Genomic DNA, 23,142 nt, shown 5'->3' on the forward strand with positions numbered 1-23,142 from the left:
AATACACTTAATACATTCTTATAAAACGATGAATGAAAGGAGGAACACCTTGTTTCAAATAAATCTAAATTCAAGAATACCTATCTATGAACAACTTTACAATAAAATCATTGAATTGGTTATGAAAGGACAACTAAAGGAAGAAGACCAAATCCCCTCCGTTAGATCTCTTGCAAAAGAGTTGGGGGTAAATCCTAATACTGTACAAAAAGCTTATCAGGAATTAGAACGTAATGGCATTATTTTTTCTGTAACTGGTCGTGGCAATTTTATTGCTCCAATCGATAAAAAAATGGTTGCTGAAAAAGCTCTTGATAATTTTGACAAAGCTGTTGTTGAATCGTTAAAGTTGGGATTTTCAAAGGAAGATCTCATAGTGAGAATAAAGGAGATATCTTATGATTGAACTAAAACAAGTATATAAACAAATTGGTAAGAAAAATATCATAGAAAATATGAGTTTTACATTAGAGGATGGTCATATCTTAGGTCTTGTGGGTTCCAACGGTGCTGGTAAATCAACATTATTGCGTCTTTTATCCGGCATTTATAAACAAGATTCCGGTGAAATTACTGTGGATGGACAAAGTGTTTATGATAATGTAGCAATAAAAGAGACCATCTTTTTTATTAATGATGAGACCGTACAATTTAATAACTATACAATCCCTGATCTAAAAAACATTTATAAACCATACTACAGTAATTTTTCAGAAGAATTGTTTCAGCGCCTAATTGAAATTACTGCTCTGCCTATGGATCAAAAGATGAGTCATTTTTCTAAAGGTATGAAACGACAGGCAATTCTAGCGATTGGGTTATCCTGTATGACAAAGTATCTTTTTTTAGATGAAGCATTTGATGGAATTGACCAGACGATGCGTTTGACTGTAAAGCGAATTTTGATTGACGCTATGTTAGACCGAAATTTAACGGTAATCATCTCCTCCCATCACTTGTTTGAATTAAACGAGATTTGTGACACAATCATGTTAATGCACAAAGGTAACATGTTATGTATGCGTGAAGTGGATGAACTTAGAAACGGTATGTCAAAAGTAGAAATTACAACACAAACGACAATGACAGAAACAGATTTTAAAGAATTAAACATATTGCATTTTAAACGTACTGGCACATCCATTCATATGGTGGTACGTAACAAGGCAACCGAGATTGAAACATTGTTAAGTCATAAAAATCTTGTGTTAGAATCCATTCTTCCTTTGACACTTGATGAAATATTTGTTTATGAAATGGAGGCACAAGGTTATGATAGCAAGCAAATCTAATAATTACGCCATAGTTAATTTCAAACAAAAAGCAATGGATGTCAAACTTTTTATTGTATTAATGATTTTAAATCTTATGGCATTTCCTTATCTAATGATAAGCATGTTACAAAATGGATATCGCAATACCATCTTTATTTCCTTTATTGCCTATGCACTAATCTTTGCTTGTGGTATTTATATTCCACTACAAAAATTTCTATATATGAACCAAAAATCAAAAGTAGATATGGTATATGCTCTTCCCCTTACGAGAAAGCAACAATTTTTAAGCGACTATTTTGCTGGGCTTACCTTATATGTAATACCTTATTTGATACAAATGATACTTACACAAATCATTTTATTCGTATTGCGTAATATAAAGATAGGATATATGTTTAATCTATATAGAACTAAGTCTTTTTATGAGCACCAAAGTCTTTTTAAATTTATGTTCATCGCCTTACTTCTTATGATATTTTTATATACGCTAACGGTATTTATTATATCCTGTACTGGTAATTTGTTTGAAGCAATTACGGCTTCCGTGTATTTTAATTTTATTATTCCATTGTTTTTTTATACACTAAATATAAACATCATCGGAAGTCTTTACTCCATATCAGAAAACGAGTTAATTTATAAAATATTAGAACGGACTAGTCCAATTGGTGGCCTTGTTTACTTGATTGCTGAGTCCAATCGTATACGAATTTCATGGATAATTCCATATCTTTTGGTCATAGCACTGTTATTTTTACTTTCTTTAAAGATTCAGACGAAACGACTTGCTGAGGAAGTAACAAAACCTTTTGTTGTGAAAGCATTTTATTATACGATACTATCTTCCATTGTATTTATTATTGGTTCCTTCCTCTACAGACAAGGTGTTGGATATATTAATTTAATTGTTATTCTTTCCGTCGTATTCTTTATATTTGAAGTAATTACAAACCGTGGAATTCAAAAGATGTTACGTATTTTCGTCCGTTACGTTGTAATTCTATCCTCAGTAATATTGTTCTTATTTGTTTTTAAAACAAGCGATGGTTTTGGCTTAGTGTATCGTAAAAGCAATGCTTCTAACATAAAATCAATAACACTAAATTATGATGGTATTTTAAATCAAGGTGAATATCAATACAGTACGATTGAACTAAAAGATCCAATGAATATCGAACGTTTGCTTACATTTCAAGAATCTCAATTAAAGAAATTCGAGGAAGTAAAACAAAAAGCAACCGCGAATGATACGATACAAGTTAATATGTATGAACTTGGTATCAAAGATTCTGAAGTAGATTCTGTATCGGCACCAGATTATATTGTTGATACTACTAGTCTTACTACAATGGCATTTGACTTAAAATTTGGTTTGGATTATTCCAGATATTATGACACCTCCTTGGAAGATTTATTAATGCTTGCACCAATCGAATTGAGTGATGAATATATTGATCAAATGATTGAAACGGTTTATAAAATAAACTATGTTTATATTAGCGATATTTACTCTACCAAATCATTTGATTTGAATGAAACAAGAAGTTCAGTGATTAAAGGACTTTGGGAAGCACTTCGTAAAGATTTAAAAGAAATTTCTTTGGAAGACTATTTAAAACCAAATACTTCTACTGGTATGAAGCTATACTTTGGAAATGGGACTAAGATTGGTGTTCATCCAAGTTACACCAATACAATACAATTTTTAAAGGATAATAACCTTTATATATCATTAAATGAAAGCGATTATAAATCTCTCATATCCACTCGAAATGTGTTTTTAGTTGCACCAGAGAGTGAATCTGAATACAAATCAAATTATTATACCAGTAGGGTAGACTATCAATCTATCACACAACAATGCCAGATTACAGAGCTTACAGACGATGTAGCTACACTCCTTGACAATGCAATGTATCAATATGTAACTGATGAACCTTGCTATTATCTGTTCATAGATAATTATCGTTATGTAATACCTGCAAACTATAGTGAAATTGCAAGCAGAGTATATTCTGAATTTATGAACTAACAAATATAACAGCCACCCCACTATGATTTCATAAACATAGTAGGATGGCTGTTTTTTAATGTTTAAAATGACGCATTCCTGTAAATACCATTGCAATTCCATATTCATTACATTTCTTAATGGAATCCTCATCACGAATGGAACCACCTGGTTGAATAATCGCTGTGATGCCAGCTTTATGCGCAGCTTCCACACAATCATCAAATGGGAAAAATGCATCGGAAGCTAATACAGCTCCTTTGGTTGCCTCTTCATTGATAAGTTCTGCTGCATGTTCAATACTTTGTCTTGTTGACCAAACTCGGTTCACCTGTCCAGGTCCAATTCCTACTGTTTGCTTATCTTTTGCAAGTGCAATACCGTTTGACTTCACAAATTTAACAACTTTCCATGCAAAGTACATATCTTCCATTTCTTTTTCAGAAGGTGCACGGTCAGTAACTACTTTTAACTCTTCTTTATTTAAAAGCTTACTATCAATGGTTTGTACAATTAATCCACCATTCACCTTCTTTAAGTCGTAAGCATTCTCATCTTGTGGAACTTCAATATCCTTTAGCTCAAGTACACGAACATTCTTCTTTGTTTGCAATAATTCTAAAGCTTCTTTTTCATAGCTTGGGGCAACTACTACCTCTAAAAACACTGGTTTCATCTTCTCTGCAAGCGCTAAAGTAACTTCACGGTTTACGACAACAATTCCACCATAAATTGAAACCTTATCTGCTTCAAATGCTTTATCCCATGCTACTACGATATCTTCATCGCTACCAACTCCACAAGGATTACCATGCTTACAAGCAACCACAGTAGGTTCAGTAAATTCTTTTAACAACTCCAAAGCTCCATTGGTATCATTGATGTTATTAAAGGAAAGTTCCTTACCATTTAACTGAACTGCATCTGTAATAGAACCCTTTTTCTTGCCAATCTCACGATAAAATGCTGCACTTTGATGTGGATTTTCACCATATCTCATATCTTGAACCTTTTCAAATGTCATTGTTAAGGTTTCAGGTAATTCGTGATCATTTCTTTCCTTCTTTAAATAATCTGCTATCATTGTATCGTAATTGGATGTATGCATAAAAACCTTTTGCATTAAGTAAAATTTGGTGTCAAGAGTAACTTCTTTGTTTTCTTTTAATTCATTAAGTACTGTTTCGTAATCTCTAGGGTCCACAACAACCGCAACATCTTGATAATTTTTAGCTGCAGAACGAAGCATTGTAGGTCCGCCAATATCTATATTTTCAACTGCTTCTGCTCTTGTAACTCCATCTTTTAAAATAGTTGCCTTAAATGGATATAAATTAACAACAACCATATCTATTGTTTCAATATTTAAATCGGACAACTGTCTCATATGATTTTCATTGCTTCTCATTGCTAATAGTCCTGCATGAATCATAGGATGTAAGGTTTTTACACGGCCATCCAAGCATTCTGGAAAACCAGTTAATTCAGAAACTTCCATGGCAGGTACCCCTGCTTCTCTTAACTTATTATAAGTTCCACCAGTTGAAATAATCTCAATCCCTAAATCAACTAATTCCCTTGCAAATTCAACGATTCCAGTTTTGTCAGAAACACTAATTAAAGCTCTCATCTTGACACCCATTCCTTTCTTACTACAAAATTTCTCGAGATTTCTCGTTTGAAAGTTAATAAAATGCATAAAAAAACCACCTGGGAAACCCCTTTCCTATAATAAGTATAAGGTGGTTGCCCAGGCGGTCGGCTATTCGTATAAAATAATCATGTACTCCCTGTGGGTGTTCTCCCACATGAATATAAAAATTACATATAAACATCCCTAGAGTCCATTATGTAACTATATTCATTTTCCGCCAGTCGTACAAATCTAAATTTAGTGTACTATATTTCAAATATAAGTTCAAGATGAAATTCCAATATAACCTCCCATAGATTATACAATATTTTAATCAATAAAATAAGTAGATATTATATAACAAGGCATCTTCATCAACTATTGTCATTGTAGTAAATTCGTGTATAATATAAACTGTGTAAAACGAAGTTTTACACAGTTTAACGATAAGAAGCGTGTTCTTCGCTTCTTAGAGTCTACTTAACGATAAGAAGCGTGTTCTTCGCTTCTTAGAGTCTACTTAACGATAAGAAGCATGTCTTTCGCTTCTTAGAGTCCATTTAACAATAAGAAGCCCACTCTTTCGCTTCTTATCACTAGCTTACAGTAGAACCCACTTTTGTTCTACCTAAAATAAGAAACCCACGAAACTTCTTATTATTAAGCAGAAAATTTTATATACCTAAAAATAAAGGAGAACAATATGTCGAATAAGTACAATACTGGCAGCCGCAAAAAAAACACCGTTGCCGAAACACGGACAAAAACAGAAAGTTTCTTTCTATTACTGCCCTTATTATTAATTGTTACTGTCCTGCCACTCATTGTAAAAGCACATGATTACAATACTGGTTTATCCATCTTTGATTGGTTTCCGAAATCCGATGGATTTACTGACTTCTTTCTATATTATAAACAGTGGTTCTTCGTTACAATTTGTGGAGTGATCTTGTTAATCATTTGCTTTCGAGCATTTACGGACAAAAAGACATTAAAATTTAAACCTATCTTTATTCCACTTGGTACATATGCATTCCTAGCATTATTATCAACAATTGTTTCCAAATACTCAAAGTTTGGTTACACAGGAATGTTTGAGCAATTCGAGAACGTATTTGCTTTACTTGGATATGCATTAGTCGTTTATTATGCATTTTTAATTATACGTACAGAAGACGAAGTTACCTTAATGGTAGATGCGCTAGCTGTTGGTGCATTGATTCTATGTACGATTGGTGCCTTCCAGGCTTTTGGACTTGATATGTATGCATCTAGTTATGAAATAACTATGGAAAAAGGACGTACCTACGCATCTTTATATAATCCAAACTATGTTGGCGTATATACCTCCTTTTTAATACCAATGTTTTCTGTCATATTAATAAATGCAAAAAAACTTTATCAATTTGTTTTATATGGGCTAGTATTAATAACTTCAGTTATTAGCTTATTTGGATCTCAATCCAAGGCTGGATTTGCTAGTATACTTGTAGCTGCTTTATTTATTTTAATATTCCTTCGTAAACAATTATTAAAAAAATGGAAGATTATTGTACCAATTGTAGTTATTATTATTGGATCTTTCTTTGTTGTTAATAAAATAAATAATAATGCTTTTATCAATGCAATTAAATACGTCTTTAATACTACTAAATTACCAGAACCAAATCTCACAAGTATTGAAACAAAAGAAGATGGTGTTTATGTTACCTATAAAGGAAATGTATTAAAAGCAACTATCATCATTGAAGATAACACTATTATGTATAGTGCAGTGGATAGCAATGATAATCCAATTGATTTTACAATTGCAGACGATGGTTATACATATCAATTTACAGATGAGCGTTTTGCAGGTATAACAATGTCTCCAGCGTTATATGACGACGTTTACGCATTTTGTCTAAATATTGAGAATAGGGCTTGGTATTTTACAAACTTCACAGAATCTGGCGAATATGAATACTTTAATCGATATGGAAACTTAAGCAAAATTCAAACTCCAGAAACAGCAGTATTTGATGGCTATGAAAATTTAGCTACAAACCGTGGCTATATTTGGTCTAGAACTATTCCATTATTAAAAGATTATATTTTTCTTGGATCTGGTGCTGACACTTTTGCAATTGCGTTTCCACAATATGATTATGTAGGATTTCATAATTACGGGTATTGGGAGAACTTAGTGACAAAACCACACAGCTTATATCTTCAAATTGCTGTACAAACTGGTGTTATTTCCTTAATTGCATTTTTAGTATTTTATATTATGTATTTTATTAGTTGTATAAAACTTTACATTAATGATAAGTCTAATTCTAAACTTACCTACATTGGCATAGCTATATTTGTAGGGACTATAAGTTATATGATAAGTGCAATTTCAAATGACTCAAGTATAACAGTAGCTCCAGTATTTTGGGCTGTCATTGGTGTCGGAATCGCTGTAAATCAAATTGTAAAACAAAATAACTTAGAGTCGAAAATTTTAGATGAGAGGAAATAACTAAATGACAAAATTAGATGAGCTTATGAAATGTATTCATAATGATCATGTCTATATACAAATGCACAACTTCCCAGACCAAGATGCAATTGCAAGCGCTAGAGGCTTACAATATCTTTTAGAATCAAAGGGAAAAGTTGCAACAATTGTTTATCACGGCATTATCGATAAAGAGAATACTATCATGATGATTAATTTATTAAATATAAAGCTCATTCCAATTGAATATATTCAATTTAATACGAATGACGAAATTATACTTGTTGATGGACAAAAGGGAAATATTAATATGCATGGTTTAAAAGGTAATGTAATTGCTTGTATTGACCATCATAAAAAACAAAATACAGATTGCTATTTATATCATGATATTCAAAGTAATGCAGGTGCTTGCTCCTCCATCATTGCAAGCTACTATAAAGAAAATAATATAGAAATACCTGTGGATATTGCTACTGCTTTAGTATATGGACAGCGTATCGATACCACATTCATGACACGTAATGTATCAGAAATTGACATTGATATGTTTTACTTCTTATATAAAGTAGCGAATCACAGTCAACTCCGTAGATTCGATACAAGCACTATGAATGTTAACAATTTAGAAAATTATCAAAATGCAATCTCTAACTTAAGAATCTATGGCTACGTAGGTATATCAAATGTTGGAAATGATTGTTCAGAAGCGATGATTGGAAGTATTTCTGACTTCTTGTTAACACTCTCAGAAATCGAGTTTACATTGCTTTATTCTTATCGTGCAGGTGGTTTAAAGTTTTCAATTCGCTGTACCTGGGACACAATTGATGTATCCGAAATTATTAACCATGCTTTAGAAGGCTACGGTGAAGGTGGTGGCCATTCAGATATGGCAGCTGGTTTTATCCCACAGATAGCGACCGAGCATGAAGCTATGGAAATTGCAAAAATTATAGAGCAACGTGTGGTTGAATTAATTAATGCTCAAATAAAAGCAGAACAAATGAATATGCAAATTTAAATTAAAAACTCTTGAACGAATACTTACGTAAATGTATAGAATTCATTCAAGAGTTTTTTAACTATAATAATTCTTTTATAATTTCGTTAATCTTGCCAGGGTTCGCTTTCCCCTTCATCTCTTTCATCGTCTGACCAACAATAAATCCAAGCGCTTTTTCTTTTCCAGCCTTAAAATCTGCTATGGATTGCGGATTTGCTTCCATTACTTTAAGAATTGTTTCACGCAATACTCCATCATCATTAACCATTACAAGTCCATGCTCTATAACGTATTGCTTCGGATTAACATCATTTTTAAATATTTGCTCAAATACTTCTTTTGCAACTGTACGGTTTATTTTACCCTCGTCAATTAACTGAATCAACTCTGCTAACTTTTCTGGACTAAGGGATAAGTCTTCTGCATCTATTTCCACTTCTTTTAATAAACGCATTGTCTCTACCATAAGCCAGTTTGATACCTCTTTTGGTTTATTACAGATGGCAACCGTAGCTTCAAATATATCTGCTAATCTTTTTGATCCAGTAATTATACTAGCATCATATTCAGGAATATCATACTCCCTTTCATAGCGAAGCATCTTCGCATCTCTAAGCTCTGGTTCTTTATCCTTAATTTCTTTTAACCACTCATCACTGATTTCAATTGGCACTAGGTCTGGCTCTGGGAAATAGCGATAATCTTGCGCATCTTCCTTACTACGCATTGCAAAGCTAGTATCTTTATTATCATCCCATCGTCTTGTTTCTTGAATTACTTTCTTGCCATATTCCAATACTTCAATTTGGCGTTTTCTCTCGCCTTCAATCGCTCTTGCAATTGCCTTAAATGAGTTCATATTCTTCATTTCTGTACGTGTTCCAAATTCTTTTGCACCAACTTCTCTTACAGAAAGGTTGATATCTGCACGTAATGAACCTTCTTGCATTTTACAGTCTGAAACTCCAAGGTACTGTAAGATTAGCTTTAGTTTTTCAAGATAAGCAATAACCTCATCTGCAGACCGCATATCTGGTTCACTAACAATTTCAATTAGAGGGACACCACAACGATTATAATCAACTAAGGTAGCATCTTCCCATGGATCATGAATTAATTTACCTGCATCTTCTTCCATATGAATTTCATGAATTCCAATTTTCTTTTTCACTCCATCCACTTCAATTTCAATATGTCCATCTTTACATATTGGTAAGTAAAGTTGTGAAACCTGATATGCCTTTGGAAGGTCTGGGTAAAAATAATTTTTACGATCAAATTTACATTTTTGTGTGATTTTGCAATTCGTTGCAAGCCCAGCTGCAATTGCATATTCAACAACTTTTTTATTTAAAACAGGTAAGGTACCTGGCATTCCTGTACAAACAGGGCAGCAATGCGTATTTGGATCGCTTCCAAACTGTGTCGTACATCCACAGAATATCTTTGTTTTCGTTGCTAGTTCTACGTGAACTTCCAATCCTATTACTGTTTCATATGATTTCATATTAACCTCCATATTGCCGTTAAGCCGCTCAATCTGGTTGAAATTCCTTTTTCAACCAACCCTCCTTTAAACTAACTTTGGTCTTTGATATTCTCTAGTTTTTTCATAACTATATGCAGCACGGATAATATCCTTTTCACCAAATGGTTTTCCTATCATCTGTAGTCCGATTGGAAGACCTTTTTTATCCATTCCACATGGTAAACTAATTGCAGGAAGCCCCGCCAAGTTTACAGAAACCGTATAAATATCACCAAGATACATTTTTAAAGGATCTGATAAGCTTTCACCAAGCTTAGGTGCCGTTGTTGGAGCCGTTGGACCAAGGATTACATCATATTTTTCAAAGGCTTTATCAAATCCTTGTTTGATTAGTGCCTTAACCTTTAACGCTTTATTGTAATATGCATCGTAATAACCAGAACTCAATACAAAGGCGCCAATCATCATTCTGCGTTTTACTTCATTTCCAAAACCTTCGCTTCTTGTATGTTTATAGAGTTCTTGGAGATTTTCAAACTTCTCAGTACGATAGCCATATTTCACACCATCATATCGAGATAAGTTAGAACTCGCCTCTGCAGATGCAATAACATAATAGGCGGGAATTGCATAATCTACCGCATCTAACTCAAATTCCTCTACTATTGCACCCTTTTCCCTTAAAACAGAAGCTGCCAATAGGATGCTTTCTCTTACTTCATCTTCTAATCCCTCACCCAAATATCCTTTTGGAATTCCAATTTTCATTCCTTTAACATCATCAATAAGAGCACTTGAATACTCATACTTACCTTTTGGTACGCATGTGGAATCCAAGGCATCACTGCCTGAAATAATATCTAAAGCAACCGCACAATCAGAAACATTTCTAGCAATTGGACCAATTTGATCAAGTGATGAAGCATACGCAATTAAACCATATCGTGAAACCGTTCCATACGTTGGCTTAATTCCAGTCACCCCGCAAAATGCACTGGGTTGTCTAATTGATCCTCCAGTATCAGAACCAAGTGCTAGAAATGCTTCCTCCGCTGCAACTGCCGCTGCTGCACCACCACTCGATCCTCCTGGTACATGTTCGGTATGAAATGGATTCTTAGTTACTCCAAAATATGAGGTTTCTGTCGTACTTCCCATCGCAAATTCATCCATATTTACTTTACCTATTATGATTGCTCCAGCAGCTTCTAATTTTTTAATCACCGTCGCATCATATGGAGGTATAAAATCCTCTAAAATATGGGACGAACAAGTTGTCTTAATTCCCTTGGTACAAATGTTATCTTTAATGGCAATTGGAACTCCCGCCAATGGAGAATCTTTATACTCTCCAGCATCTATCGCTTTTTGCACCTCTTTTGCACGTTCTAATGCTTGCTCTTTTAAAACAGTTACATAGCAGTGATACATTCCTTCTCTTTTCCCAATTGCCAAAAGTTGAGCTTCCACTGCATCCATAACTGATATTTCTTTTGCTTTTATTTTCATACCCAATTCAAGGGCACTTAATTTAGTAATATCCACGATACCAACCTCTCTTTCTGAACTACTGCAAACAAATAAGCCACTTAATATAATCTTACTTAGTTATTAATTTAAATCATTTGGCTTATTTATTACTCAACGGTTTTAGGAACCATAAAGCTTCCATCCTTTTGCTTTTTCGCATTTCTTAATATATTCTCTCTATCATCACCATTCGTAACAACGTCTTCACGGAATACATTTTTCATCTGAAATGCATGTGACATTGGTTCAATATCGTTCGTATCAAGTTCATTCATTATATCGATATAGTCAAGAATTTTACCTAAATCCTCTTTTGCTTTTTCTTTCTCACTTTCTGATAACTCTAATTTTGCAAGAGCTGCTACATACGTAATTATTTCATCCGTAATCTTCATAGTGACCTCCCTTTCGCCATAATAGCTTGATTTGTTTTAACAAATACCTTCAATTTTCCTATTATTTTTCATAGCTATCCATATTTGGCTTAACTATGGCTCTAATCGAGAAACATCCCTAGGAAACATAGTTGTTTCACGCACATTTGTCTCATCTAGTAATCTCATTGTCAAACGTTCTAATCCAATTCCAAGTCCACCATGAGGCGGCATTCCATGCTTATGAATCATTAGGTAGTTAGTAAAATCAGAAATATCCATTCCTCTAGCCTCCATTTTAGCTACCTGCTCCTCATAAGAATGAATACGCTGACCACCTGTCGTAATCTCCATTCCTTTAAATAATAAGTCAAAACTTAAAGTAAACTTAGGATCCTCTTTGTCATCCATCGCATAAAATGGTCTCTTCTTTGATGGATAATGAGTTACAAATACGAAATCACTATCAAACTCTTCTTTAAAATATTTTCCAATCAAAACTTCTTCTTCCGGCTCTAAATCGTAAGGATTTTTAATTTTCCTATCATATTTTTCCGCCACCAATTCCTTAGCTTTGTCAAAACGGACCGTTGGAATTTTTGATACATTTGGTAAGGTAACGTTTAAAATAGATAATTCTTTGGCATATTCTTTTTCTAAAAGTTCAAATACATAGTTTAACATCGCAGCTTCCATATCCATAATCTCTGTAAAACTATCAATGTATCCCATCTCAAAATCTAAACTTGTATATTCATTTAAATGTCTTGTTGTATTGTGTTTTTCTGCACGAAAAACTGGCGCTGCTTCAAATACTCTATCATAAACCCCAACCATCATCTGTTTGTAAAACTGAGGACTCTGGGCTAAAAATGCCTTTTTCCCGAAATATTCAAGTTTAAATACATTCGCTCCACCCTCAGCATTCCCTGCTACAATTTTAGGAGTCCTAATCTCTGTAAAATGCTGTGAGAATAAAAAGTCACGAAACCCTCGAATGATGCCTTCTTGAATTTTAAAAATGGCACGTTCCCTAATGTTGCGTAGAGATATTGGGCGTAGGGAAAGCTTTGTTTCAAGAGAAGTATTTAACTTCCACTTTGAAATTGGAATAGGCATCGTTGTATCAGGAGCTGGTTCCGATAAAATACTGACTTCCTGTAACCTGATTTCAAACCCATTTGGTGCTCTCTCTTCTAAGCTTACGACACCTTTTGCCTCAATTGTTGCTCCTTCTTTTAAGGATTTGATATCAAATCCTTCCATACCTTCATAAAACACACACTGTACAAGTCCTTCATACTTTCTCACAATTATAAATGAGAACTCACTCATATCACGAATGGTATGCACAGCCCCTCGTATTACAACCTCTTTACCGGCGTAATCACCTTTTAAAATGTCACTAATTTCTAATGCCTTTTTTTCTTTTAAACCAGTCACAAATTCCATAAACATTCGTTCAAGATAGCCGATTCTTCTTATTAGCTTTATTTTACAGCTTTATTTTGCATCTCTACTATGCAACCAAAGTTTACATTTTAAATTTACAAAACCGCGCTATCTTGACAGCCTCCTTTCAAACTAAAATTTTAAAATTTTCGTTCCGGAGGCTTTTTTATAATTCTATCAATAAAAAAAGTCCCGGAACTTTTGCTTTGTGCTTGCGCACAATTCAATCATTCCGGGACGAGAAATTCTAATTTTCCCGCGGTACCACCCACGTTGGAAAGCCAATGCTTTCCCTCTCATAGACAATCACTACCAACATAGCTAGTCTGTCACTTAACGCGTGCAACGCATAAGCTTACTTTCGATTCCTCGTTTCAACTTATGAGCTCCAGAGTGTTCCGAAATACGCTTATCATCAAAGGCATGCTCTCAGTCGGTGACACGCCATTCCTGTCTATAAATGCATACACGTATTTAAGTCTCTTTCATAGCCGATATCTAATATTTTAAAAAAGACAAAGGTATTGTAATATCAACACCCTTGCCGTTGATTCATCCTACCATATTTTATTCACATTGGCAAGTAAATTTTTAAAAATTTTCCACAAATTAAAAATCTGTCCCATTATTTGATAGCCTTTTTTTCAGATATTCTCTTCTTTTACAATAGGTTTTACATTGAATACACTCTTGTCTCATACATTCTGTGCCATCACTAATAAAGAATCCATTCTTGCCACCAAATTTTGCAACATACATCGCATAATCCGCTTTTTTATATAAATCTTCATACATATACACGTCGTCTGTAACAATAGCTACACCAATACTTATGGAAACATTTTCACTATATTTTTGAAAAATACTGTGATTGCATTGATTTATAAAACTATCTAGTTTTTCACTTAAGCTATCTTCATTCATAGATGAATGTAAGAAAATCAAAAATTCATCTCCTCCAAGTCTGCATGTTACATCCTCTTTTGAAAAGAATCGATTTAATAATTGACTAAACTCAACTAAAAGACTATCTCCAACCGGGTGCCCCAAAGAGTCATTCACTGACTTAAAATTATCTATATCAAGTAAAATTAGGATTCCCTTCGTACAATCTTTCTTTAATAGGAGCTCAATCTGCTCCTCCGCTGCAACACGGTTATATAAATTTGTTAATGGGTCACGCTTTGCCTTTTCTAACAATGCCTTATTCTTTATAATTTCTTCATTGATGTCATACAGTTTCCCCAAAGCGTAAGTTACTATACCATTATCATTTTTAATTACTTTTAGTATAACACGGCACCATTTTTTTTCATTATGCTCCTCCAAAAGAAAATCTCGGGTATCGTCTTTTTTACTTCGAATCAAATCTTTTAGAAAATCATATCTAGTATATGACATAAAATTTTCAATAAGATTCGTTCCATCAAATATTATTTTATTATTATAAATTTTAAACATATCTTTTGCATAATTGTATTCAAACAAACATTCATTTGTTAATTTGGACAATTCAATGTAACGTTTATGTTCCACTGCAATTTTATCCAACATAGCATTTTTTATTTTTATATTTCTAACATAGATTAATATACCAACGATAAACAATAATAATGCAAATACGATAATATGCATCGAATGCGTTTTTATGAAATCAATCAAAGGATACTTGATGTGGATAATTGTATTATTATAAATAATTTCTTGATTTTCTTCTGCACTAATAGAATTAATGAAACTGTTGATTATTGATAATAGATAACTGTTGTTGTCTTTATCAACGATTCCCATAGAGTACTGCAACAAACTAGAATCGCTATAATCAAGTTTAATATTTTTATACTTTGCCTTCTTTTGGAGATAAAAATTCGTGCAATAAGAATCTAAATATGCTGCTTCACATTCATTCTTATTCATCTTATTCAAGCAATCTGATATATTATAAATAAAATGTTCTTCATCACTTCGTTTCATTTTAGATTCTTTATTTGAAACATAGATACTTCTACTCTCTAGGTATGGAATCGATAAAGTTAAATCAAATTCGCTAATTAGATTAGAATTGGTTGGTAATCCAACAAACAAATCAATATCATATTTGCTTTTTTTCTTTATACAATCGTTATAGTCTTTCGCAACAATTACCTTATAGGAAAGACCTGTTTCTTGCTTTAACTTCTCTAAATAACTAATTGCAATGCCCTTAGGTTCCTCATCGTAATATTGAATTGGCGCATTACCATCGATTAACATTACATTGATTGTGCCAAGGGATTTTATATATTCTTTATTTTCCTCTGATATTGCAAATTGATTATTAATGTTAAAATACTTATCATATAAAACTGACTGTAGATACGGGTTGGATGAATCTATTTTAGCTAAAGCACTATTTAATTTATTGATCACTTCTTGATTTCCCTTAGTTGTAACCAAATAATAAGGCTCTGGTGAAAATTTCGCTATACTTTTCAATTTCCTATTTATAGATATATCTACTTGTAATATCGCATCTATGTTGCCATTAAATAATTCTTCTAATAATTCATCGTAGGTATCTATTTCTACTATTTGATATGTAAAACCATTGATATTTGCAAATTTCTCTAATTCTTGTGCTCTTTTTTTTTGGCCAGGATAAATTCCAACCTTTATTCCATTCCAGTTTTGAAAATCATTGGATAGCCATCTTGAATCTTCCTGTTTCACCGCAAGTGTTGTATAGGCCAATCCATAGTTATAACTAGGATAATCATAAATTTCAGCCAAAGAGTCGTAATATTTTACAGCTCCTAGTAAATCGATATCGCCATTTTTAAGCATCTCTAAAAGGGTAGTTAACTGTTCATTTAATGTCCCTTCTACTTCAACAAATTCATAATCCCAACCTGTATACTTTTTTATTTCATTAAGATAATCAACACTATAGCCAAAATAATTCCCTTCACTATCTTTCTCTGTTAACCTTCCTTGTATTGGATAACCTACTTTTATTACTGTCTTATTTTCGGCATAGGCTGTAATAGTATTTGTTAACGATAAAAATATAAGAAAAATTAAAAAAGATAAAATTTTCCTTTGCATTTTTTGTTCTTAACTCCTTTGAAGTAAAACTAAATGTATTTATTTAGTAACCCATTATTTATGTCCTGTAAGTTAAAATTTATTGGAAATATGATACGATAGTATAGAATATTGTACAAATAAAAAGAAAATAGTTCTCCCGTAATTATACATAATACGGTTCTCCCATATAGAACGAATAATAAGAAATATCACAATATTGCTTAGACATAAAAAGAAGCCCGAAGTGTTATTCTTCTAAATTAGTATAACTCAAATTGCATTTTGGAAAATAATCTTCACCTGTTAACGTTTTATTATAAAGCTACCATAAATGAATTTACTTAACATGGAATAAAATATATAAACAAGTAGTGAATCCTTGCTAAATAACAAAGACCTATCTACGTACTCACTATAAACAACGATTAATTAGATTAAGCGCATAAAAGGAAATACGTTGTCTTGTTATAACAAAGGATTCACCACCTACAAAAGATAAATGTAGTAAATTCATTCTTATAAAGTGATTTCTTACAATTTATCGGGTATATAAAAAGCTCAAATACCTTTTTGATATGTTTACTTCTATATAGTTATTATATATTCATCATATATTTACACAAAATACTTGACACTAACCGTCTCTCTTTTCAACTTATATATCATAATTTAGTAATAAAGTCAATTGTTTTTAATATAAACAAAATTGATATAGTATATTAACCCAATTGAATTACTAAGCTTTTTACTTACCTTACTCTTTATTTGACAGCATGCTAATTGGTAAATAGGAAAAGTAGTCATTCTTTAATATACTAGCAGATACATTAAATTTATTTCTAACTACCGATATATATTTTTTCACATAATCCTCTGATAACTCTTCTTCGGTTAATTTTATTACTTCTCCACTTTTTGAATTATACATAATTTGATCCGTAATAAAACTCTGATTACCAAACATAATCAGTGGAGTTGCATCTGAAAGTATATCTTGCCCCATAAATAATCTAGAATCATACGGTATTCCAAATAAATTGTTTAGTGTTGGCATAATATCAAGACTAGAACAATACTTATCAACAATCACCGGCTCTTCCATTTTAGAATTCCACAAAATAAAATTATTTTTATAAAGTTCAAAATTTTCTTCGATTGGATGCCCTGCAACCTCACTAATTTCTTCATTTGTCAATCCATATGGATAATGGTCAGCACTCATCGCGATCACTGTTTTATCAAGTACACCATTTTTATCAAGCTCATTTATTAAATATTCTAGTGCCAGATCAAGTTCTTTTTGGGCCGCTATATATGCCTTTACATTATTTGAGTATGGTAAGCCTTCTACATAAGCTTTATTTTTAGCGGACATGTAATTTCCTGCAAACGTATAATACATATGGCCACTAACCGTCATATAATACACATGAAACTTTTCATCATGAATGAACTCTGGAATTGTAACCTCCATCATTTCAAGATCTGACTCCGGCCAAGTCTCTTTTACTACAAGGCCTCCACCATTAGCACCCTTATAATCATATCCCATATTAGGGTGCGTTAAATTACGATTATAGTACTTGTAGCTATGATTGTGATAAGCTCTCGCACTATAACCTAGGTTTTGAAACTGCCATCCAAGACAAAATGGTAACGCATTTTCACTAGATTTAGAAAAACTATTGGTACCAGAAGGGATTAATCCTGTACACGCAACATATTCTCCATCACTTGTACTCGTGTACCAAATTGGTGTGTAGAAATTGTTAAAAACAAAACCCTCGTGAGTCAATCGATATAAAGTTGGAGTAATATCTTTATCAACAGCCCAAGGAGAAAAACCCTCTGCTGTTAAAAAGATAAAATTATATCCCTCAAACATACCACTAAACTCATTTTTCTTAGTTGCTGTGACCTTTGAAAAATAGGTATGTAAAGTTTTGATAGTCTCATCTGTTTCTTCCGATGCCAATTGTTCAAAGTCGATGTTTAAAACATTTGGTGACTCATCAATTGGTGTTGGAGTTGGTGTTTGTGTTACTAACGAAGCACTTGGAGTTATCTCTTCTAATATCTGAGAATCTTTAGAATCTCCATCCTCTACGATTAATGTAGGAGATACACTTTGTATTTCAACATATGCTTCGTTATCTAAAACAAGTTTACTATCTTCGAATAAAACATTCCCAATATCCTCTCGTATTGATGTTAATAAACCAAGCTTTCGTGTACTTAAATCCATCAAACCATTATTAAAGTATAAGTCATATGGTGAGTGTGCTCCTGTACCATAAATAAATAAAAACAATATCGCTACAACATGCATTACTACTGCGAGGCCAAGAGGTAGAAATGCCTTCTTCATTGGCTCTTGCTTTAATATAAAACCTTTTTTTAATACGATACCAAATAGTAAAAGTGGTAGAAGTAATAAAATCACACCAGGTGATACGGCTAGAATACCTAGTACAGCCTCCTTCCAAAACTCCATAACATCGGATCCATTTTCTCCAACGGAGTAAATAGAAAGAAACGTTTTAAAAATATGATTATATACTAACTGTATACAAAATGCGAAACAACCAAGCGTTAAAGTTACCCATCCGATCACTTTATTTATTTTCTCACTAAAACACGATGTCCAAAAATTCACAAAACAACCAGCCACTATTGCAAACAATAGTGGAAATAGAATTGTTTTATCTAAAGATTTAAATACAAAAAGATGAAATACAAATTCTAAGTAACAAAAAATCACTGGGAATAATAAATGTTTGTACAGTACTTTTAAATAAAATCCCTTTGATAATTCTTTCATCGTTATCTCATTCTTAATAAATCCTTTGATTTTATTTGAAAATTTTGTCTCCTGATTTGATTCCAGTCTCATTTCTTGTTTTTTGTCATTCACTGACTCAAGTCTTATCTCATGATTTTCGTCTTTCGTTAATTTCACCCTTATCTCTTGATTTTCGTCTTTTGTTGATTCCAGTCTTATTTCTTCATATTCCCCGTTCATTGATTCTAGATTTTCATCTGAATCATACCCCTCTTGGAGTTCCTCCACTTTATTGATTCGTTGACCTTCATCAACTTGTACTTGCTCCTTCTTTGTCACCCCATTATCCTTCATGCAAGCTTCCTCTTTCTATATCTAACTTTTTATAAAGCACAGTACTAATACTATTCTTTTGCTATCTGTGTAATGCTACCTTTTCCATTTGTGCTCTCAATTTTAGCTTTCGCACCATTTATGATTGCCATTCTTGGTGGCTTATGTCCGAAATCAGCATCAAGGATGATTGGAACCTTTAATTCATCCAATACATCTGCAACTGTTTCCTCATAAGTACTTCCATTATGTGATTCAAAAAAGCAAGGACGCCCAAAAATAAAACCTTTTACATGTTCAAACCATCCAGCTTCTCTAAGATTCCATAATCCCATAAATAAAGCTTCACTGCCCAGCGCAAAACTCTCTAAGTACCAAATAATCCCGTCTTCTTTATACTTATCGATAAATTCTTTCGTTTTATCGTATTTTGTTCCAACAAGGCTTAATAAAACATCAAGACATCCACCAAGCATTCTTCCTTCCATGGTAATCGTCTCTTCTTCATGTAAATTCTTCCACAAAACTTCATTTTCTAATACATAACCTTCTAATCCTGTAACCCTTTTATGAAATCCATTTACACAAAGATCAAAACTATTTTGTTTTACTTCATAACCTTCAAGTAATTTTATATTATCATAAAGAGATGGATGCCACTCTGCCATTCCAAAATCCCCAAAATTACAACCATAAACCGTTGCCATATCACAATTTACAGTTACCGTATAAAGTAATCCTGTTGGATCTGAGTATCCTTGTAACCATTTCGGATTTTTCAAAAACCAGTCATAATCAATAAGTGGAAGTGTCTCTAGTAAATAGTCACCACCACTTGCCATTATAATCGTTGATACCCTATTATCTTCTAAAAGTTCTTTTAATTGATTCACTCTTGTCTTTGCATCTGAACTTCTAGCTTTTTCGCTGGTTCTTGCATTTTTAGTTTCTATAACCTCATATCCTAATTCTTTTAGCTGCTTTGCCGCATTATCCATACGAACAGCATCTGTTGCATCTGTACAACCATCTGAACATGCTGTAACTCCTATGGTATCTCCTTTTTTTAAAAACTGTGGGTAAATCATAATATCCTCCATACTCCAGTTAAATTTCAAAACATTAACAAATAATTTATAAATATATTTTACCTGAAAATAAAAAAAACTCCATAGCAAATGCATTAAATTTAAACAAAAGGTGTAGAAATTTAATGTATTTACCATGGAGTCTACTACATCATCGTAATTTATAAAGCTTTAATTCTCTCAATCGCTTCTAATGTACTCTCATACGTACCAAACGCTGTTAATCTAAAATATCCTTCTCCGCTTGGTCCAAAACCTGAACCTGGAGTACCCACAACATTTGCTTTCTCTAATAAATAATCGAAAAATTGCCAGGAAGTCATATTATCTGGAGTCTTTAGCCAGATATACGGAGCATTGACGCCCCCAGACACCAAATACCCAGCATCTTTTAATCCTTCACGAATTACTTTCGCATTATTCATATAATAGTTAATTTGCTCTCTTGTTTGTCTCATACCTTCTGGAGTATAGACTGCTGCACCAGCAGCTTGAATAATATAAGGAGCACCATTAAATTTTGTTCCGTGACGTCTTGCCCATAAGCTATTTAAAGAAACCTCTCCACTCTTTAATTCCTTTGGTATTACTGTAAAACCAAGTCTTGTGCCTGTAAAACCAGCATTCTTTGAAAAGCTTCGCAGTTCAATTGCACATTTTTTAGCCCCTTCACATTCATAAATCGTGTGAGGTATATCTTCTTCTGAAATATATGCTTCATAGGCTGCATCATATATAATAACAGCCTGATGCTTAATTGCATAATCCACCCATTTTTGAAGCTCATCCTTTGTAATGGCTGAACCCGTTGGGTTATTTGGAAAACAAAGATAAATAATATCTGGTACTTCTGTTGGTAATTCTGGAGCAAAGTTATTTTCCATCGTACATGGCATATAAATTACATTACTCCATTTTCCTGTATTAGCATTATATTTACCAGTTCTTCCTGCCATTACATTGGTATCCACATATACTGGATACACTGGGTCACATACTGCTATTTTATTGTTTACATCGAAAATATCACCAATATTTCCAGAGTCACTTTTAGCCCCGTCACTTATGAAAATCTCGTCAATTGCAATCTCCACACCTCTTGACTTATAATCATTTTCAGCAATTGCAGAACGTAAAAATTCATAACCTAAGTCAGGTGCATAACCTTTGAATGTTTCTTTTGCAGACATTTCATCTGTTGCTTTATGAAGTGCATCAATTACAGCTGGCGCTAAAGGCAATGTTACATCACCGATACCAAGACGAATAATTTTCTTTTCTGGATTTGCCGCAGTAAATTCTTTCACTTTCTTACTAATCGTAGAAAATAAATAGCTACCAGGAAGTTTCAAATAATTCTCATTAATTTTATACATATACGTTCCATATCGCTAATTAGCAAACGATAATGCCATAGTAAAGATTGAAAGAACACGTAATTGGCACCCTTTCATATTTTATTTTCTTTCAATCACCATTTGAATATAAATCTATGAATTCAATCAACACAAAATATCATTTAATCATGTGCTCACTTTATACTAGCTTAATTCGTATAATATTCACCTTCAAAAACCGTCACTGCTGGTCCTGTCATAAACAATCGGTTAAGTTCTCTATCATAGCGAATTTTTAAATCACCGCCAAGCATGTGAACAGTAACTTCATCTTCAGTAAATCCGTTAAGGATACAAGCATAAGCACTTGCATTAGCCCCTGTACCACAGGCAAACGTTTCTCCTGTGCCACGTTCCCAAACTCTCATATTAATATGTTTTCTATCTATAATTTGTACAAACTCTGTATTAATTCGCTTTGGAAATAATTCATGATGTTCAAACTTTGGTCCAATGTTTTCAATATCAACTTTCTTTGTATCCTCTACAAACACAACAGCGTGAGGATTCCCCATAGACACACAGGTTATTTCATACTCTTTATCTTCAACTTTAATTGGATACTGAATCACTCTTGTACCAGAAACATTCACAGGTATATTTTCTGGTTCTAAAATTGGACTTCCCATATCCACTGTAACTTCAACAACCTTATCACCTTCTACGGATAAATCTAAATATTTCATTCCTGCAAGGGTTTCTATACTTAAATGTGTTTTATCTGTCATCTTATGGTCATAGACATATTTACCAACACAGCGAATTGCATTGCCGCACATTTCACTTTGTGAACCATCTGCATTGTACATATGCATTGTAAAATCACCTTCTGTAGAAGGCTTTATTAATACTAATCCATCAGATCCTATACCAAAATGGCGATCACTCACTTTTTTTGCTAATTCATTTGGGTCTTTAATATCTTCTGTAAAGCAATTAACATAAACATAGTCATTGCCACAACCTTGCATCTTTGAAAATCTCATGTAAGGTACTCCTTTCACTTCAAAAACTCTTTATATCAAGAGAAAATTATTTCTCTTTTTTTCCATAAATTTATTATAATCATAGTATATACGAATTGCAATTACAACCTGAATACTTAACCTGTAATGCTATGTAATAAGCAAAACATGCAAAGTGAATAACTTCCACATATATTTAATTTACTTATAAATATATACCGAAGTTATTCAACAAGAGTTTGAAAGCTTACATT

Annotated in this window: 15 protein-coding genes and 1 riboswitch; of the genes, 5 read left to right on the forward strand and 10 right to left on the reverse strand. The window is 32.9% G+C overall.

The window, feature by feature from the left end:
* Window positions 1-49: 49 nt before the first annotated feature.
* Genes BN4220_RS07215 through BN4220_RS07225 form a run of 3 tightly spaced genes read left to right on the forward strand, consistent with a single transcriptional unit; the run spans window position 50 to window position 3,309 of the window.
* Entirely contained in the window at window positions 50-406 is a 357-nt protein-coding gene (locus BN4220_RS07215) for a GntR family transcriptional regulator (RefSeq protein ID WP_066715165.1), read from the forward strand.
* Window positions 399-1,292 carry an ATP-binding cassette domain-containing protein gene (locus BN4220_RS07220; protein WP_066715166.1) on the forward strand — a complete coding sequence of 298 codons (894 nt, stop codon included), beginning with the start codon at window positions 399-401 and terminating at the stop codon, window positions 1,290-1,292. The genes BN4220_RS07215 and BN4220_RS07220 overlap by 8 nt, the downstream gene beginning before the upstream one ends.
* The gene (locus tag BN4220_RS07225; protein WP_066715168.1) at window positions 1,273-3,309 is read left to right on the forward strand and encodes a hypothetical protein; all 2,037 of its coding nucleotides are present in this window, start codon (window positions 1,273-1,275) and stop codon (window positions 3,307-3,309) included. The genes BN4220_RS07220 and BN4220_RS07225 overlap by 20 nt, the downstream gene beginning before the upstream one ends.
* A gap of 55 nt (window positions 3,310-3,364) precedes the next feature.
* Here BN4220_RS07225 and purH read toward each other — a convergent pair whose 3' ends face one another.
* Window positions 3,365-4,930: a bifunctional phosphoribosylaminoimidazolecarboxamide formyltransferase/IMP cyclohydrolase gene (gene purH / locus BN4220_RS07230; protein WP_148401716.1), complete on the reverse strand. Its 1,566-nt coding sequence runs from the start codon at window positions 4,928-4,930 to the stop codon at window positions 3,365-3,367.
* Between the two features lie 99 nt (window positions 4,931-5,029).
* Window positions 5,030-5,177: riboswitch (ZMP/ZTP riboswitch) on the reverse strand.
* Window positions 5,178-5,624: 447 nt separating this feature from the next.
* On the opposite strand from purH, the gene BN4220_RS07235 reads away from it, so the two are divergent.
* Together BN4220_RS07235 and BN4220_RS07240 are read left to right on the forward strand one after the other, a co-directional pair.
* Window positions 5,625-7,427 (forward strand): O-antigen ligase family protein, encoded by a 1,803-nt coding sequence (locus tag BN4220_RS07235; protein ID WP_066715170.1) that lies wholly within the window; start codon window positions 5,625-5,627, stop codon window positions 7,425-7,427.
* Window positions 7,428-7,431: 4 nt separating this feature from the next.
* Window positions 7,432-8,430: a DHH family phosphoesterase gene (locus BN4220_RS07240; protein ID WP_066715172.1), complete on the forward strand. Its 999-nt coding sequence runs from the start codon at window positions 7,432-7,434 to the stop codon at window positions 8,428-8,430.
* Window positions 8,431-8,491: 61 nt separating this feature from the next.
* Here the strand turns inward: BN4220_RS07240 and gatB are convergent, their stop codons facing one another.
* From gatB to dapF, 9 genes are all read right to left on the reverse strand, one after another.
* The gene (gene gatB / locus BN4220_RS07245) at window positions 8,492-9,919 is read right to left on the reverse strand and encodes an Asp-tRNA(Asn)/Glu-tRNA(Gln) amidotransferase subunit GatB (protein WP_066715173.1); all 1,428 of its coding nucleotides are present in this window, start codon (window positions 9,917-9,919) and stop codon (window positions 8,492-8,494) included.
* 66 nt (window positions 9,920-9,985) lie between these two features.
* Window positions 9,986-11,446: an Asp-tRNA(Asn)/Glu-tRNA(Gln) amidotransferase subunit GatA gene (gene gatA, locus BN4220_RS07250; protein ID WP_066715175.1), complete on the reverse strand. Its 1,461-nt coding sequence runs from the start codon at window positions 11,444-11,446 to the stop codon at window positions 9,986-9,988.
* A gap of 92 nt (window positions 11,447-11,538) precedes the next feature.
* Window positions 11,539-11,826 (reverse strand): Asp-tRNA(Asn)/Glu-tRNA(Gln) amidotransferase subunit GatC, encoded by a 288-nt coding sequence (gatC, locus tag BN4220_RS07255; RefSeq protein WP_066715177.1) that lies wholly within the window; start codon window positions 11,824-11,826, stop codon window positions 11,539-11,541.
* Between the two features lie 93 nt (window positions 11,827-11,919).
* Window positions 11,920-13,257 (reverse strand): aspartate--tRNA(Asn) ligase, encoded by a 1,338-nt coding sequence (aspS, locus tag BN4220_RS07260; RefSeq protein WP_066715451.1) that lies wholly within the window; start codon window positions 13,255-13,257, stop codon window positions 11,920-11,922.
* A gap of 609 nt (window positions 13,258-13,866) precedes the next feature.
* The gene (locus BN4220_RS07265; RefSeq protein WP_066715181.1) at window positions 13,867-16,341 is read right to left on the reverse strand and encodes a GGDEF domain-containing protein; all 2,475 of its coding nucleotides are present in this window, start codon (window positions 16,339-16,341) and stop codon (window positions 13,867-13,869) included.
* 736 nt (window positions 16,342-17,077) lie between these two features.
* Window positions 17,078-19,459, reverse strand: coding sequence for an LTA synthase family protein (locus BN4220_RS07270; RefSeq protein WP_066715183.1), 2,382 nt, complete (start codon window positions 19,457-19,459; stop codon window positions 17,078-17,080).
* Between the two features lie 50 nt (window positions 19,460-19,509).
* On the reverse strand, window positions 19,510-20,526 hold the full coding sequence (locus BN4220_RS07275; protein WP_066715185.1) for a S66 family peptidase: 1,017 nt from the start codon (window positions 20,524-20,526) through the stop codon (window positions 19,510-19,512).
* 161 nt (window positions 20,527-20,687) lie between these two features.
* A complete protein-coding gene (locus tag BN4220_RS07280; RefSeq protein ID WP_066715187.1) occupies window positions 20,688-21,902 on the reverse strand; it encodes an LL-diaminopimelate aminotransferase in 1,215 nt (404 codons plus the stop codon).
* A 170-nt stretch (window positions 21,903-22,072) separates the two neighbouring features.
* Window positions 22,073-22,909, reverse strand: a complete 837-nt coding sequence (gene dapF, locus BN4220_RS07285; protein WP_066715188.1) for a diaminopimelate epimerase — start codon at window positions 22,907-22,909, stop codon at window positions 22,073-22,075.
* Window positions 22,910-23,142 lie beyond the last annotated feature (233 nt).

Source organism: Clostridium sp. Marseille-P299 (assembly GCF_900078195.1).
Lineage (GTDB): Bacteria > Bacillota > Clostridia > Lachnospirales > Lachnospiraceae > Lachnoclostridium.